This window comes from Laspinema sp. D2d, assembly GCF_025370755.1.
Classification (GTDB): domain Bacteria; phylum Cyanobacteriota; class Cyanobacteriia; order Cyanobacteriales; family Laspinemataceae; genus Laspinema.
This window is the reverse complement of record NZ_JAMXFC010000019.1, coordinates 13,597-29,208: the sequence shown is the minus strand read 5'-3', so window position 1 is coordinate 29,208 and position 15,612 is coordinate 13,597. Positions and strand designations below refer to the sequence as shown.

Annotated in this window: 10 protein-coding genes; 5 read left to right on the top strand and 5 right to left on the bottom strand. The window is 46.6% G+C overall.

Features of this window, described 5'->3' with window-relative positions; translation table 11 throughout:
• Positions 1-117 precede the first annotated feature (117 nt).
• The 4 genes from nadB to NG796_RS14080 all read right to left on the bottom strand — a co-directional run bounded on the left by nadB (position 118) and on the right by NG796_RS14080 (position 4,608).
• Positions 118-1,875 (bottom strand): L-aspartate oxidase, encoded by a 1,758-nt coding sequence (gene nadB, locus NG796_RS14095; protein WP_261207473.1) that lies wholly within the window; start codon positions 1,873-1,875, stop codon positions 118-120.
• 182 nt (positions 1,876-2,057) lie between these two features.
• Positions 2,058-2,486, bottom strand: coding sequence for a photosystem II complex extrinsic protein PsbU (gene psbU, locus NG796_RS14090; RefSeq protein ID WP_261207472.1), 429 nt, complete (start codon positions 2,484-2,486; stop codon positions 2,058-2,060).
• A gap of 225 nt (positions 2,487-2,711) precedes the next feature.
• Positions 2,712-3,704, bottom strand: coding sequence for an adenylate/guanylate cyclase domain-containing protein (locus NG796_RS14085; RefSeq protein WP_261207470.1), 993 nt, complete (start codon positions 3,702-3,704; stop codon positions 2,712-2,714).
• A 220-nt stretch (positions 3,705-3,924) separates the two neighbouring features.
• Positions 3,925-4,608: a DUF3120 domain-containing protein gene (locus tag NG796_RS14080; RefSeq protein ID WP_261207468.1), complete on the bottom strand. Its 684-nt coding sequence runs from the start codon at positions 4,606-4,608 to the stop codon at positions 3,925-3,927.
• Positions 4,609-5,062: 454 nt separating this feature from the next.
• Between NG796_RS14080 and NG796_RS14075 the strand changes: the two genes are divergently transcribed.
• From NG796_RS14075 to NG796_RS14055, 5 genes are all read left to right on the top strand, one after another.
• Positions 5,063-6,115, top strand: coding sequence for an undecaprenyl-diphosphate phosphatase (locus NG796_RS14075; protein WP_261207466.1), 1,053 nt, complete (start codon positions 5,063-5,065; stop codon positions 6,113-6,115).
• Positions 6,116-6,374: 259 nt separating this feature from the next.
• Entirely contained in the window at positions 6,375-11,780 is a 5,406-nt protein-coding gene (locus tag NG796_RS14070) for an AAA family ATPase (protein WP_317619310.1), read from the top strand.
• 81 nt (positions 11,781-11,861) lie between these two features.
• Positions 11,862-13,223: a TIGR03279 family radical SAM protein gene (locus NG796_RS14065; RefSeq protein ID WP_261207464.1), complete on the top strand. Its 1,362-nt coding sequence runs from the start codon at positions 11,862-11,864 to the stop codon at positions 13,221-13,223.
• 445 nt (positions 13,224-13,668) lie between these two features.
• Complete coding sequence (locus tag NG796_RS14060; protein WP_261207462.1) at positions 13,669-13,869, top strand: hypothetical protein; 201 nt, start codon at positions 13,669-13,671, stop codon at positions 13,867-13,869.
• A gap of 323 nt (positions 13,870-14,192) precedes the next feature.
• A complete protein-coding gene (locus NG796_RS14055) occupies positions 14,193-15,386 on the top strand; it encodes a hypothetical protein (RefSeq protein WP_261207461.1) in 1,194 nt (397 codons plus the stop codon).
• Here NG796_RS14055 and NG796_RS26580 read toward each other — a convergent pair.
• Positions 15,383-15,556: a hypothetical protein gene (locus tag NG796_RS26580; RefSeq protein ID WP_411268812.1), complete on the bottom strand. Its 174-nt coding sequence runs from the start codon at positions 15,554-15,556 to the stop codon at positions 15,383-15,385. The genes NG796_RS14055 and NG796_RS26580 overlap by 4 nt on opposite strands.
• Positions 15,557-15,612: the final 56 nt, after the last annotated feature.

Below are 15,612 nucleotides of genomic sequence, written 5' to 3'. Positions count from 1 at the left end.
AACCCTCCCGTTGCTTTAAACTCTGGCCTACTCCTGACGCTTCATTTTAATATTTATAGGAGAGCCAAACCTGTGAATCCACGAAAGAAAGAGTAATCGGGAGAAATAGCAGAACCATCACAGGGGAACCCTGCGCCAAGATTGGTTCTGAACTACCGTATGAGCTTGCCAATTAGGATCGGTATGGGGATAATCTAATCGATAGTGCCCGCCCCGACTTTCGGTTCTAAACATTGCACTCGTGAGAATCAAGTACGCTCCATCCAGTAAATTACGGGTTTCCGACCATTGAACGAGCAGTTCATTGACATGGGGAATAGAAAAACAGACCCCCTGACCCTCCACCGGATTTAATAAATATTGAGAAATAGGAAGAGCGGCAAATTCGCCTTGCCAGATGTTAATTTGCCCGATCGCCGCTTCTAAGGCTGCTTGTCCCCGCACAATTCCGGCACTTTGCCAAACCAGCAACGGGAGCGATCGCCGCAGTTCTTGAATATAAGCTTGTTGTGCTGGTAAATCTTTCCCCAACCGACTAATCTCTAAAGTAACGGTCTCTTCCCGAACCCATTCTCCCGGATTCGGAGCAATTTCGATGGCCCCTAACTGAGCCCCAAACACCAGACATTCCAACAAAGAATTACTCGCTAACCGATTCGCACCATGCACCCCCGTATTGGTCGTTTCACCCACGGCATATAAACCGGGAATCGAAGTGCGTCCGTACAAATCCGTTTGAATCCCCCCCATCCAGTAATGGGCCGCTGGGGCCACCGGAATCGGTTCCTTAAACAAATCCACTCCCCAAGTTTGACAAACCTGGATAATATTCGGAAAGCGATGACGAATCCGTTCGTCCGGAATGGGTCGCAAATCCAGCCAAACACATCCTGGAGTGGTATGGCTTCCCCAATTCTGGAGATGCATAAAAATAGACCGACTGACCACATCTCGCGGCGCGAGTTCTCCTGCGGGATGGTAGTCAAACATGAAGCGATATCCGCGATCGTCCAGCAAATGAGCGCCTTCACCCCGGACCGCCTCACTGATTAAAAATCTCGGGGCGTCTGCTTTGGTGAGGGCGGTGGGATGAAACTGAAAAAATTCTAAATCTCTTAACACAGCACCGGCACGCCATGCCATTGCCACCCCATCCCCGGTACTTACCGAAGGATTGGTCGTTTGGGCGAAGACTTGACCACCGCCCCCGGTGGCGAGCACTACGGCACCGGCACGGACCCAATAAATCTCACCCTGATACACCAGGCGAACGCCTTGACAGCGTTGGGTTTCAGGGTTGATCCACAGATTCAAAACAACGGCATTTTCGATCGCCTGAATATGAGGGCAGCTCAAAACACGACTGCTCAGGACGCTGACAATGGCTCGACCCGTGGTATCTGCCGCATGAAGCACTCGGCGATGGGAATGAGCCGCTTCTAGGGTTAATGCCAGGGTGCCTTGATTGTCCCGGTCAAAGGCGACGCCCAGTTTGAGCAAGTTTTGAACACAGTCCGGTGCTTGTTCGGCGAGAAACTTGACCGCCTCCAGATCACACAACCCCGCACCGGCAACGAGGGTATCTTCGATATGGAACTTGGGGGAATCATCGGAGGCGATCGCAGCGGCTATACCCCCTTGCGCCCAATCGCTTGCGGACAAGGGCAAGCTATCTTTCGCAATTAAACCCACGCGGTAAGTATCGGGGAGGCACAGGGCTGCATACAAACCCGCAGCACCAGCACCGACGACCAATACATCAAAAGCGGTGGGTATCGTCTGATTGAGACCGGGATCGAACTGTGACGGATTGCTCAATGAAAAATCGCCCCTTGTCAAGTAGTTGAGCCGATTATATAGGCCAGGGTAAATCATTTGGATCATTCCGGTCGCGGTAGCGCCAATTTCTCCCTAACCCTCCGGGGTTTTATCTCGGGGGAAAAGGACCTAACGCCTATTGCTCCAATGATTTAGAAGCGCTATAGAAGCTCTTTATATTACCTTAGTTGACAAAGGACGAAATTAACGATCTCTGTTCTATCGGAACAGGACATCGTTTAGTAATAGCCGTTATTGATGCGATCGTCGCCTTCAATTAACGAGACTTCAGGGTCAGTGACGGTAAAATTATCCAGATTGGCTTGTAGCAATTCTTTTTGGCGATCGCTCAGGCTGGCAATGTTTAAAACATCCTCAACTTTCTCGTAGGGGGCATTTTGGACAATTAGCCCAGCCAGGGTCGGATATAGTCCCCGATACTGCCGGAAAGCCCGAACGTTGGTGTTATTTAAGTCAATTTTTTCGCCAAACTCAGTCGCCAGCTTATCATCGACGGGATTGCGATACTGGGTTTGGGCTACTAACATGGTCGATTGCAAGGAGACCCCGCTCCAGCCAGCCGCGACGGCATTCTGGGGAAATCCTAACCATCCCAAACAACCCACGACTAAGCCGAAGACTGCGACCAGGCGAACCAATCTTTGCATAACTTTATTCCTTTGTTTCTCATAAACAGCCTTTTAATAGAGACTACCATTTTACCTACAGATTTTTTTTGGATTTCTTCCAAATCCGCAGATTTTTTCCCGAGAGGGTCTGGATCAAAGGGGTCCCGCCCCATGAAAGGCGGGGCAGTACAGAAATTGCCCCCACCGATGCGGTGACTTCCCCTAATTGCAGGAAGTCCTTAATTTTGATTTAAAAGGGGAATTTTAGCGGTTGGCGGCTTGGGAACGCAAAAACGCCTCCAGGTTGGCGAAGGAGCAAGCATAGGTGATGGTTGGCTTTTCGTAGCCCTTGAGAAGGACGCTATGCTGCTTGAATAAGTCCTGATGTCCAGGGACGGTCCTACAGTATTTATAAGTCGTTTCACCCAGGGCAATATCTAGGCCAATTTCTTTGGTGGCGGACTCCAAGCGAAAGGCGGCATTGACGGTATCTCCTAATGCGGTGTAGTCGGGCCGATCGCCGGATCCGGTATTGCCTACCATGCCATATCCGGTATTGACTCCGGCCCCTATTCGGAGAGGAAAGGGCAGGGGATAGCGTTTGTTGAGGTCTTCAGTAATCTCATGTAAGGAATTGAGGGCCTGGAAAATTCGCAGCATCTCTTCGTCGCTGACTTCTTGGGTGCTGTGAAACCAGACTGCCATGACGGCATCGCCAATATATTTATCGACCCAACTGCCGCGATCGCGAATAATATTCCCGGCACAACGGAACCAGGTCCCAATTACTTCTGAGAGGATTTTCTCATCGAGTTGTTGGGTCAAAACGGTAAAATTTCGGATATCAACGACCATGACGGAGATTAACCGGCGCACGTGTAAAGCGGCAGTGACGGTAAAATCCTTCGCGGTTCCTAACTCTTCCGAGCATTCGCTGATATCGCTGGTGGGACAGAAGAATTCGAGGTCGGTTTGGCCGAAGGTCAGGCGATCGCTATTGTGCAAGATCACGGGGATACTCACCCGGCGACCATTGACAAAGGATCCATTACGACTTCCGAGGTCGATCAAATAAAATTCCCCGGTGTCCATACACTGCAGCATGGCATGGGCGCGGGACATCCAGCGGTCCCCAATTGCGAAATTATTATCTTCACTTCGTCCAATAGTCCAACAGTTACCTCCCACTAACGGGAGATAGCGGTTCCCTGCTTCAGTTCGCAGTACGAGATGAGGAGTAGGTGGGAGATTTGCCACAGGTTAAGCACCAACGTTATGGAATTGTAACGCTCTTAATTTTAAAAGGAGTAACCCTAGACTGACGGTCTACCACCTTTCTGAGGAAAGCTTTAGGAAAGTTGTGGGTTCCGGGGGGGGTGTTTTTCAGTTGGAACAGGTCCCCTTCAACAATGCTTACCCCTTTTTAAGTCAGATGCTTAACCCTGTAAGAGGGGATATTCAAGCTCTAATTGACCCTTTAGGCGGCTAGGGCTGCCAGCCAAAACAAGCTGTCTACCACAATTGTACTCAATACTGCACCCCCAAACGCCCACCATTTTAGCTGATCCGAGCGCAAGGGTAAACTCCCCACAGCGAGTAAGAGCATTCCGAGGACCGCAGCCCAACCACAGCCCCAGGGGGTGTTGACGAGGGCGATCGCACTCTGAAAAATCGGAATCGCCAGTTCGGGTTCGACTTGCATCAACTGTCGCCAGTGCGGAATTAAGTTTACTACATAAAAATAAACGTCGGTGACGGTGGTACCGAATAAGGACCCTAAATAAAACCAACTCCCGATCGCCAGTTGACCGCGCCACAGACACCACAGAGCCACGGGTAGCCCGATCGCCTCTAGGGGTAAGTGCAGCATAGGTTCCCATCGAAACCATCCCCAGTAGATGGCTCCAGCCAACCAACTGCCGGTAAATCCGATTAATAAATCACCCCAAATCTGGCTCTCATCTCGCGATCGCAACACTTGCGCCAGCCCTAACCACCCCAGACTCAAGGCAACGGCCAGTAGGGGCAGATGGCGGACTAAAGGGGCTTCAAAAAACACGGGGACCGATACCAGAAAGGCGGCAGCGGCAAATATGCGCCACCGTTGACCGATCCCGATTGAGGTAAATGAACGATTCAGACTAAGGCTTGCAGATTTCACGGCTGCTCCAGAGGAGGTGTAGGAAGACCAGGATCGATTTAACAATTCTTTAATATTCTTTACTTAACTTCATCTTATTTAAGATATCACAAGAAATATCCCCCCCTAGGGGATTTCCCTGTCTAAATTTTACTCGATTCCTGAAATTCCTGGGGAAAAAACCGGACCAACCGAGGCGATCGGTCATAAATGACCGGGGATTTTATAGAATCAATGCAAAATTTTGCGCTCCAGCTTGTTGCTACATCTTAAATTCCCAATTGAGAATATAATGCGTGTGTTCTGCTTTGAGGCATTCTCAACAGGGGACAACAGCCTAGGGCAGAGTGGCTCAACGCTCATGTCAACTTAAACAATCTAGGAAAAAAGAAGATTTAGAACTTCTCCTGGAATAAATCCATCCACTATGAAGGTCAAGTTTAGATTTTCCAGACAGATAACATCGGCAAAATTCATGGGACTATCACGCAATCAGTTTTTCACCCTAGGAAGTTTCACGGCCCTCGGCATGGCGATCGCCTGTACAACCAAAGCACTCAGTAGCGAACTCTTAGGATCCAGCGGCCTAACCGACATGACCAATGGCCTATCTGGGTTCCCTGGGAGTCCCCAACTCTTAGCAACCACTGAAACTGCTTCGGATCTGATCAAGAGCACTGAACCGGAAACGACGATCAATCTATTTCAGGCGATCGTCCTGGGGTTCGTTCAGGGAATGACCGAATTTATCCCGATTAGCAGTACCGCCCATTTACAAGTTGTCCCCGTGGCCCTGGGTTGGGGAGATCCCGGCGTTGCCTTCACCGCTATCCTGCAACTGGGAAGTATTGGGTCCGTGCTCTGGTATTTTTGGCCTGATTTGAGTACCCTAGGCAATGGAGCCGTGCGGGCCCTGGTGCGACGTGAATATGATGATCAGGACTTTCGGATTGTCCTAGGCATTCTCGTCGGATCGATACCCATTATCGTATTTGGGTTAATTATTAAATATGTGATTCCCGAGTTTTACGAGGAAAATCTTCGGACTATCACCGCGATCGGCGTTGTCTCCATCTTAATGGCAATTTTGCTCGGGATTGCTGAACGGTTTGGGACGCGAAAACGCAACTTTGGGCAACTGAGTCTTCAAGATGGTCTATTAATGGGACTCGCCCAGGTCCTCGCCTTGGTTCCTGGGTTCTCTCGGTCCGGTTCTACCATTACTGCCGGATTATTCATGGGATTAGATCGCACCACTGCCGCCCGGTTTTCCTTTTTGCTGGGCATTCCTGCGATTACCTTAGCTGGATTAGTCGAACTCAAGGATCTGTTGACCTCTAATTTGGACAACATCGGCATGGTCCCTCTGGTGGGAGGATTAATTTCATCCGCCCTCTTTTCTTATCTTTCCATCGCATGGCTGATTAATTTCTTAAAAACCCAGAGTACCTGGGTTTTTATTTGGTATCGAATAGCCTTTGGCTGTGTCATTTTAATTACGCTGGCTTTGGGTTGGATACAACCCTAGTTCAGGGTACAGAAGGCCAGTCTGCTCATTTCCAAGGGTTTAAGGGAGGGGCAGAAAAGAATAGGTTGATTGGGTTATTCCATGCCATCCACGTTACCGTACCTCAGACAGATAACGGGTTGATCAAAGCAATAACCGATCAATCTGAGGTAATTTACAACCCCATCTTGTACTTAACCCCACTACAAGGGGGAGATTTGATAGTTTGGCATGGACTAAGCATATAATAGGGAAGCAGCAGATTCTAAGGGAGAACGGAATGATGCTATCAGTTCCAGGCTATCAAATTCTTGCCAAAATTTATGAAAGTTCCAATACCCTGGTCTATCGAGGACGCCGAGAGTTCGATGGACAACCCGTTATCCTGAAAGTTCTCCATAAAGACTATCCCACGGACCAAGAACTCGCCAGTTATCAACAAGAATATGAATTAATTCGCTCTTTTAATTTAAATGGGGTTATTAAAGCGTATAGCCTGGAAAAGTATCAAAATACCTTAATGATGAGTTTAGAGGATTTTGGGGGAGAATCCTTAAGACAACTCATTACATCCCAAAAATTTACCCTTCTGGGATTTCTCAACCTGACCATTAAAATTGCCGAAAGTTTAGCCGAACTCCACTCGGCTAATATTATTCACAAAGATATTAATCCAGCGAATATCGCCTATAACCCGGTTACGGGACAATTGAAAGTCATCGATTTTAGTATCTCTACGGTATTGACCCGAGAACATCCTACCGTGGAAAAGTCTGCGGCTTTAGAGGGGACTTTGGCTTATATGTCCCCAGAACAAACTGGCAGAATGAACCGATCGCTCGATCGCCGCAGTGATTTTTACTCATTGGGGGTAACGCTGTATGAACTTTTGAGCGATCGCCTGCCCTTTGAAACCACCGATGCGATCGAATTAGTCCATTGTCACATTGCGATCGAGCCAGTTCCCCCTCATCACCATAACCCAGAGGTGCCCAAAGCTCTTTCGGACATTATCCTCAAATTATTAGCTAAAAGTCCCGAAGACCGCTATCAAAGTGCCTGGGGGTTAAAAGCTGATTTAGAGGAATGTCTCAGCCAACTGAGAACCACCGGGACCATTTCCGAGTTCCCCCTAGGAAGGCTGGATATTTCCGATAAATTTCAAATTCCCAAAAAATTGTATGGTAGGCAATCGGAAATCGAACGATTTATGAATGCTTTTGAGCGGGTCATGGGCGGCCATACAGAAATGATTTTAGTGGGGGGATATTCGGGGATTGGAAAATCAGCGTTAGTTGATGAAATTAAACATAAAATTAATCAGAAAAAAGGCTACTTTATTTCTGGGAAATTTGACCAATTCCAGCGATATGTTCCCTACTCAGCGATCGTTAGTGCCTTTTCTGATTTAGTCGAACAACTCTTGACCGAAAGCGAAAAAAAGCTAAAGGTTTGGAAAGGGAATCTTTTAAATGCCCTCGGTTCTAACGGTCAAATTATTATTGATGTTATTCCAGAAGTTGAGCTAATTATTGGTCCTCAGCATCCCGTCAATCAACTGGGTCCGAGTGAATCTCAAAACCGATTTAATTTAGTTTTTCAAAACTTTATTCGCGTCTTCTGCACCCAACAACATCCGTTAGTTATTTTCCTAGATGATTTGCAGTGGGCAGATTCTGCAACACTCAAGCTCATTGAGTTAATGATGACTGATGAACAGACCCGGTATCTATTTCCCATTGGAGCTTATCGGGATAACGAAGTCAACCCCACGCATCCATTGACCCTCACCTTGGATGGATTGCGCAAACAAGGGGCGACCATTAATCAAATGACTTTAACACCGTTGGGAATTGACCAAATCACCCAACTAATTAGTGAGACGTTGCATCAGGACCGGACCACGGTACAACCTTTGGCGGAATTGGTGGTGCAGAAAACCCAAGGGAATCCCTTCTTTGTCAATCAATTTTTGAAGACCCTGTATCAGGAAAATTTGCTCACGTTTAATCCCAATGCCGGTACCAACCAAATTGGAGGATGGCAATGGGATATCGACCAAATTAAGGCAGTAGGGATTACAGATAATGTGGTCGAATTGATGGTCAGCAAATTGCGGAAGTTACCGGAAGCGACCCAAGAGGTTTTACGGTTAGGGTCCTGTTTAGGGAACCAATTTGACTTAAATACCTTGTCCTTAATTTATGCTAAGGAATCATTTGGAACTTTTTCCGATATGTCTCCGGCGATCGCAGAGGGATTAATCCTACCCATTACCCCAGAAGAAGTCACGGATCCCAGTTCGATTAATCCGCTATTAATTCTGAGTTACAAGTTTTTACATGACCGAGTACAGCAGGCGGCTTATGCTTTAATTGAAGACTCGCAAAAAAAGGCAGTTCACCTGCAAATTGGCCGGATGTTAGTCGCCAGTACCCCGGAAGAATATTGGTCCGATAAAATCTTTGAACTGGTGGATCATTTGAATGTAGGCCGATCGCTGATTGATGAAGAGGCAGAAATCATCGAATTGGCGACTTTAAATTTAGAAGCGGCCAAAAAAGCTAAAAATGCCACCGCCTATGTCGCCGCCCAGCAATATTTAAAAGCGGGGATGGACCGTCTCACCGACACCATTTGGGACGGCGATTATGAGTTAGCCTTGGAACTCTATAAACAACGCTCATTGGTGGAATACCTCAATGGCAATTTTGAAGAATCCGAAACTTTTATTAAGGAAACCCTCAACCGGACTCACTCAGTTTTAGAAAAGGCAGAAGTCAACAATCTTCTGTTACTTCAATATGTCTTGCGCGGTGAATATAGCCAAGGGATACAAACCGGACGGAAAGCCCTTGCACTCCTGGGAATTGAACTACCAGAAACCGATATCCCCACGGCGATCGGGGCCGAATTTGTCGCGGCAAAATCCAAATGGGAAGGAAAAGAGATTGCCCGGTTAATCGATGAACCTCAAACCACTCGCCCCGAGACCAAAATAGCTTTAAAACTGCTCACCACTGTTGCAGCTCCAGCCTACTTGATTGACCCGCAACTTTGGACGGCGATCGTCCTCAAAGGGGTGAATCTTTCTCTGGAATATGGCAGTATCCCAGAGTCTTGTATTTCTTATACTAACTACGGAGTATTGCTAAATTCAGTTTTCGGAGACTATAAATCCGGCTATGAATTTGGATTATTAGCCCTAAATTTGATTGAAAAATGGGGAAGCCTTGAACTGAAAGGTAAGGCTTGCGCTGGATTTGCTAATTGCTTGAGCTTCTGGTTTAAACACATTAAAGAATCCAATCGTCTCAATAAAGAAGGCTATCAAGCCGCATTGGAATCGGGGGATTTAGAATATGCCGGATATCTTCTGAATAATACCCTTCTCAATGGGTTTTTTGAGGGCCAAAATCTAGCCCAAATTAACAGGGAAACAACTTCTTGTTTTCATTTTACCCAAAAAACCAAAAACCAAGTCTCAAGTGATCTCTCCCTAGGCTTGCAACTGATCCTCTGTAATTTAATGAAAATCACACCCGATCCCCTAGAATTTTCATTTGAAGAAACCAGCGAAGCCGAGTATTTGGCAGGCTGTTATCAGGACAACAAATTTTATGCGCTCTGTAATTATTTAATCCGAAAATTACAGGTACTCTATCTCTATAATCGCCTAGAAGAAGCCAAGAATTGTGCCTTAGAAGCGGAAAAATATCTGCTGTATATTACCGGCACTCTGCCTACGACCGACTATAATTTTTATCAATCGCTGCTGTTTTGTTCACTCTATGCAAAAGCATCACCAGAAGAACAAGCGGAATATGAGCAAAAAATCGCCGCTAATCAACAACAGATGAAAGTTTGGGCTGAAAATTGTCCCGATAACTTTGAGCATAAATATCTGTTAGTGGCAGCGGAACTCGCCCGAATTGCGGGAGATGAAGAGGAAGCCCTTGACTTGTACGATCGCGCTATAGAATCCGCCCGCAAATATGAGTTTATCCAGAACGAAGCTTTAGCCAACGAACTGGCGGCACAATATTGGTTCCAACGGAATAAACAAAAATATGGCCGAGTTCATTTGCGAGAAGCCTACTATGGATATCAACGCTGGGGTGCAGTGAGAAAAGTCACTGAACTAGAGGCGATTTATCCGCAATTACTGACTAAAGCCCCGGGGAATCCTGGGGCGATCGACACGCGAACCACAGCGATTCATACCACCACGGACAATCATGCCGGTATCCTCGATTTAGCCTCAGTGATGAAAGCATCCCAAGCCATTTCTGGAGAAATTGTCTTGGATAAATTGCTGGCAAAATTGATGAAAATCTCCATCGAAAATGCCGGTGCACAAAAAGGCTGTTTAATCTTACCCGCAGAAGGTAAACTCACAATCGCCGCTGAAGCATCCGTTGATCGCGAAGAAGTTATTATCGCTGAATCTGCACCGGGAACCCTGGGAGGGCGATCGCTGGAACCGGATCAAGTCCCCGTCACCATCATCAACTATGTTGAACGGACCAAATCCGATGTCGTCCTCACCGATGCCGCCACTGAAGGCAAATTCACCGCTGATCCGTATATTATTTCCCATAACTTAAAATCGGTTCTGTGTCTCCCTATCCTCGATCGCGGTCAATTAATTGGCATCCTCTACTTAGAAAATAATCTCACAACTGGAGCTTTTACCAGCAACCGTTTAGAAGTCTTAAGACTCCTTTCCGCACAAGCCGCAATTTCCCTAGAAAATGCCCTCTTATATGCTTCTGTTGAGCAAAAAGTCCAACAACGAACTCAGGAGTTAAACGAAAAAAATACCCGCCTCGAACAAACTTTACATGAACTGCAACGCACCCAAGCACAACTGATTCAAAGCGAAAAAATGTCTGGACTCGGACAAATGGTCGCCGGTGTAGCTCATGAGATTAATAATCCCGTTGGATTCATTTATGGCAACCTCACCCCTGCGTCCCAATATGTTCAAGAACTGCTGAATTTAATTGAAACTTATCAGCAGGAATACCCTAATCCCACCCCAATTATCACCGAAACCTTGGAAGAACTCGACCTAGAATTTCTGGTCGAAGACTTGCAGAAACTGCTTGATTCCATGAAAGGAGGTGCAGAACGGATTCGGAATATTGTCCTCTCTCTACGAAACTTTGCCCGTCATGATGAAGCGGATATGAAACCCGTAGACATTCATGAAGGTATCCAAAGTACCTTGATGATTTTGCAACCGCGACTGCGATGCGAAGGAGAACAGCGAGGAATTCAGGTTATAGAAAACTATGGCACCTTACCCCGGGTCACCTGTTACGCCTCGGAACTGAATCAGGTGTTTATGAATATTTTGAGTAATGCGATTTATGCCTTAGAAAAAGACGAAAATACAGCGACACCCACGATTCAGATTCATACCGAACTCAGTAGTCGCAACTCGGCGATCGTTCGTATTTCCGATAATGGTCCAGGAATGAGTGATGAAGTCTTGAGGCGGATTTTCGACCCCTTTTTCACCACCAAACCTGTGGGTTCCGGGACGGGTTTAGGGTTATCCATTAGCTATCAAATTGTTGTCGAAGCACATGGGGGGGAACTCACCTGTACCAGTGCACCGGGAAGCGGAACCGAATTTGTGATGGAGATTCCCCTGCAACCGCGCACAAGGTTTAGTTAACCCAGCCTATTCAAAACCCGGTTTCTTTAAGCTACCGGGGTTTAAAATCCACCCAACATCTACCTGACTCGCTAAAATTCCATGAGTGAATCTGCCATCCGTCCTGCCGTCATTACCAAAGTGATTCCCGACTCCATCGCTGCCGAAATTGGGTTTGAACCTGGCGATGCGATCGTTTCTATCAACCAACAAAAACCCCGAGACTTAATTGATTATCAATTTCTCTGTACCGATGAACTCCTTGAACTCGAAGTCATCGACACCCGAGGCAAAACCCATCAAGTAGAAATCGAAAAAGACTATGATGAAGACCTGGGACTGGAATTTGAATCCGCCTTATTTGATGGACTGATTCAATGTAATAATCGCTGTCCCTTTTGCTTCATCGACCAAAAACCCCCAGGAATGAGAGATACCCTCTATCTCAAAGACGATGACTATCGCCTCAGCTTCCTCTACGGTTCCTACCTCACCCTCACCAACCTCAGTCAAAAAGAGTGGAACCGCATCGAACAAATGCGCCTCTCTCCCCTCTATGTTTCCGTCCATGCCACGGAACCCGAAATTCGCACTCGCTTATTAAAAAATCCTCGCGCCAGCCAGATTCTCGACCAATTAAAGTGGTTTCAACAAAAACGCTTACAAATTCATGCTCAAGTCGTTGTTTGTCCCGGCATTAATGATGAAAAACACCTCGAAACCACCCTCTTAGACCTCGCTAAATTTGGTAAGGGAGATATTCCTGCCGTCGCCTCCGTCGCCGTCGTCCCCGTCGGCTTAACTCGCTTTCGTCCCGAGGAAGATGAACTCATCCCCGTAACTGCCGAAAAAGCCCGAGAAGTCATCCAACAAGTGCAAGCCTTACAACCGAAATTCAGCAAAAAATTAGGATCTAACTTTGCCTGGTTAGCCGATGAATGGTTCTTGATTGCCGGGGAAGAAGTACCCCTAGAATCCGACTATGAAGACTATCCCCAAATCGGCAACGGCGTCGGTTCTATCCGACAATTCTTAGATGAATTTGAGGAAATTGCTACGGAATTATTGCCGCCCAACGTATCTCCTCCGCGACAATTCACCTGGGTAGTGGGAAATGCCGTAGAAAAAGCCTTTCAACCGATTGTAGACCGATTAAATTCGGTAGAAGGGTTACAGATAGAAATGGTAGCCCTCTGTAGCGATTTCTGGGGACAAACCATGAGTGTGACTGGCGTTTTAACAGGTCAAGATTTGCTCCACGGATTGCAAAATAGAAAGTTAGGCGATGCCATTTTGCTGCCGGATGTCATGTTAAAACATGGAGAATCTAGGTTTTTAGATAATATGACAGTAGAAGATTTGGCGGCTCAATTAAAAACGCCAATATTACCCGTGAGTGGAATTGAGGGGCTGATTTTAAGTTGTATTAATGGGCTATCTGAGTTGGTGGAGATGTCAAAATAAGCCCGCACCCTCAAGGGTCTGGCTCCACAAACCAACTCCGCCCCGCTAACTACATGGGCAATCGCCCGAGATTTCATTTTATTAATACTTAACAAAATAACTAAATTTTGATGTTAAAAGCATCTTTATCCTGCGCCTGTGGGGGCTGAGTTCTTGTAGCTGGACCATGCCTGCCTGTCGGCCCACCTGGGCATCACCCATAAACTTAACAAAATTTAATCAATTAAGCTATACTGTAGCCTGGATATATCAAAATGATTATAAAGGCTTGAAGTCTCTGTTTTAGGACTCCTACAGCGTCAATTATGGAGCCATTTACCCCTTGCTGAAACGCTTGGAGCAACGGGGTGACATTGGGGCGATCGCCCGGTAATCTGGAGACACAGGTCCTAATCGGAGGATTTATGGTATTACCCCCAGTCGGGGCGATCGCTGGCTGGAGAAAATGCTCGAATACCCCCAGGATACCTGGGTAAAAAGTCGCCCTTGTTTTGCGATTAAATTTTTCTTTTTCTACGACTTAGAACCGGAGAAACGGAGGGAATTAATGGAACCTCGGTTAATGCTTTGTTGTGCCCGAGACAAAAGTTTCTCAGAAAAACCCTTCTTGCCGGAGGATTTCTATCAAGTCGTCGTCTGGAATTGATATTTCGATTTTCTGAAATTAGAAATCGACTGGGTGCAACAAAGCTTAGGTTTAAATATCAACAATTAATCGGTTAGTAAGTCTGGCTCAATGAGTTATTTTGGGATAGCCAAGCTTAAGACTCTGCGCCCGATGTGCGATCGCGCGCCTCCCGCTTCTTCAAGTTCTTCAAGGTCGAATGAACAGCGATCTCCTAGCGCAGTAGCGGTAAGTACCTAAGAAAATCTACTTCTTAAGTAGCAGCAAGATCTAGTTCTTTAGCAGTAGATTTTCTTAGGAATTAATAGTTAGCATAGTGAGTGTAGTAATACCCCCGGATATTTATGACGAATAATAACCCGCATTTTAACAAGCCTTTTGCATATAATCCTGACTCTGAAGAAAAAAATGTGGACAATAGCGAGAACCAGCCACTTCTGGCTCAGACTAACGAAAATGCAGAATCTCAGGAAGATGAATCATCAGGCTCAGGGATTGGTGCGAGGATAGCTGGAGCAGCAGTCGGTGGTATCCTCGGTGCTCGCTCTGGAGGCATTGTTGGTGCGGTAGCAGGCTCAGTTGCTGGCGCTATCATTGGTAAGGGTACTGCTGATACGGTTAACCGTGCTGTAGATAATTTAGGGGATGCAGCACACACGGTCGCTGACGGTATTACCCACACGGTAGAAGAGTTAGGGACAGTAGTAAAGGAAACTGCTGAGGACGTTAAACCCTCTATCAAGGCTACAGCAGAAGCAGTTAAGGAGACTGTTGAGGAAACCAAGCCTTCGATTAAAGGTATAGCCGAATCTGTCGATCAGACAGTTAGGGAAGCAAAGCCTTCTGTAGTAGATGCAGTCAAAAGCGCATCCGAGGAAGTCAAACCTACGATTAGAGAAGTAAAAGAGTCAGTCAAGCAGACCGTGGAAGGTGTCAAGCCTTCTATACAAAGTGCAGCGGACTCTATTAAGAGCACTGCCGATGAAGTTAAACCTTCTGCCAAAGCTGTAGCTCAGGAAATTGAGGGGGCAACTAAGGAGCTGCGATCGACTGTAAAAGATACAGCGAAAGCAGTTGAGCCATCTGTAAAAAGCGCAGCCCAATCGCTTCAGTCATCTGCTCAAAGCGCAGCCCAATCTGCTAAAAATGCAGCGCAGGATGTTAAGCATGATGTTAAGTCATCGGCCCACAATGCTGCCGAATCTGCTAAAGATGCAGCGCAGGATGTTAAGCATGATGTTAAGTCATCGGCCCCAAATCCAACGCCTTATGCTAAAGGTGCAGGGTATGATGTTAAGTCATCTGCCCCAAATCCAACCCCATTTTCTCCAGGGATAGGGCATGATGTTAAGTCATCTGCCCAAAAAGCAGCCCAATCTGCTAAAGGTGCAGGGCATGATATTAAGTCATCTGCCCAATATCTAGCCGACTCCGCCGCAGAGAAAAACAAGGAAAAGGAGAGCGATATTCACATCTCCGGCAGTCCTGAAGTTAAGGACAAAGTGGTCATTAATGACCAGAGAATCATTAAGGACTAGGTAAAGTAAGAACTTAACTCTAGCTTGTGAAAGTTAGGGCTAAGAGAGTTTAACAGAGAGTGGATCTTAGAAAAAGGTCCACTCTTTGCTATGTAATGGACTCTGACAGTACCTGAAGCAATGTAGAGAAAGTTTGCAATTTCCTGATTGCTCCGTCCGGCTACAATCACTGTCAAGATTTATTGTTCGCGCCTCGTGAGCGGATTTTTCCGTAATTGTTTAGCCT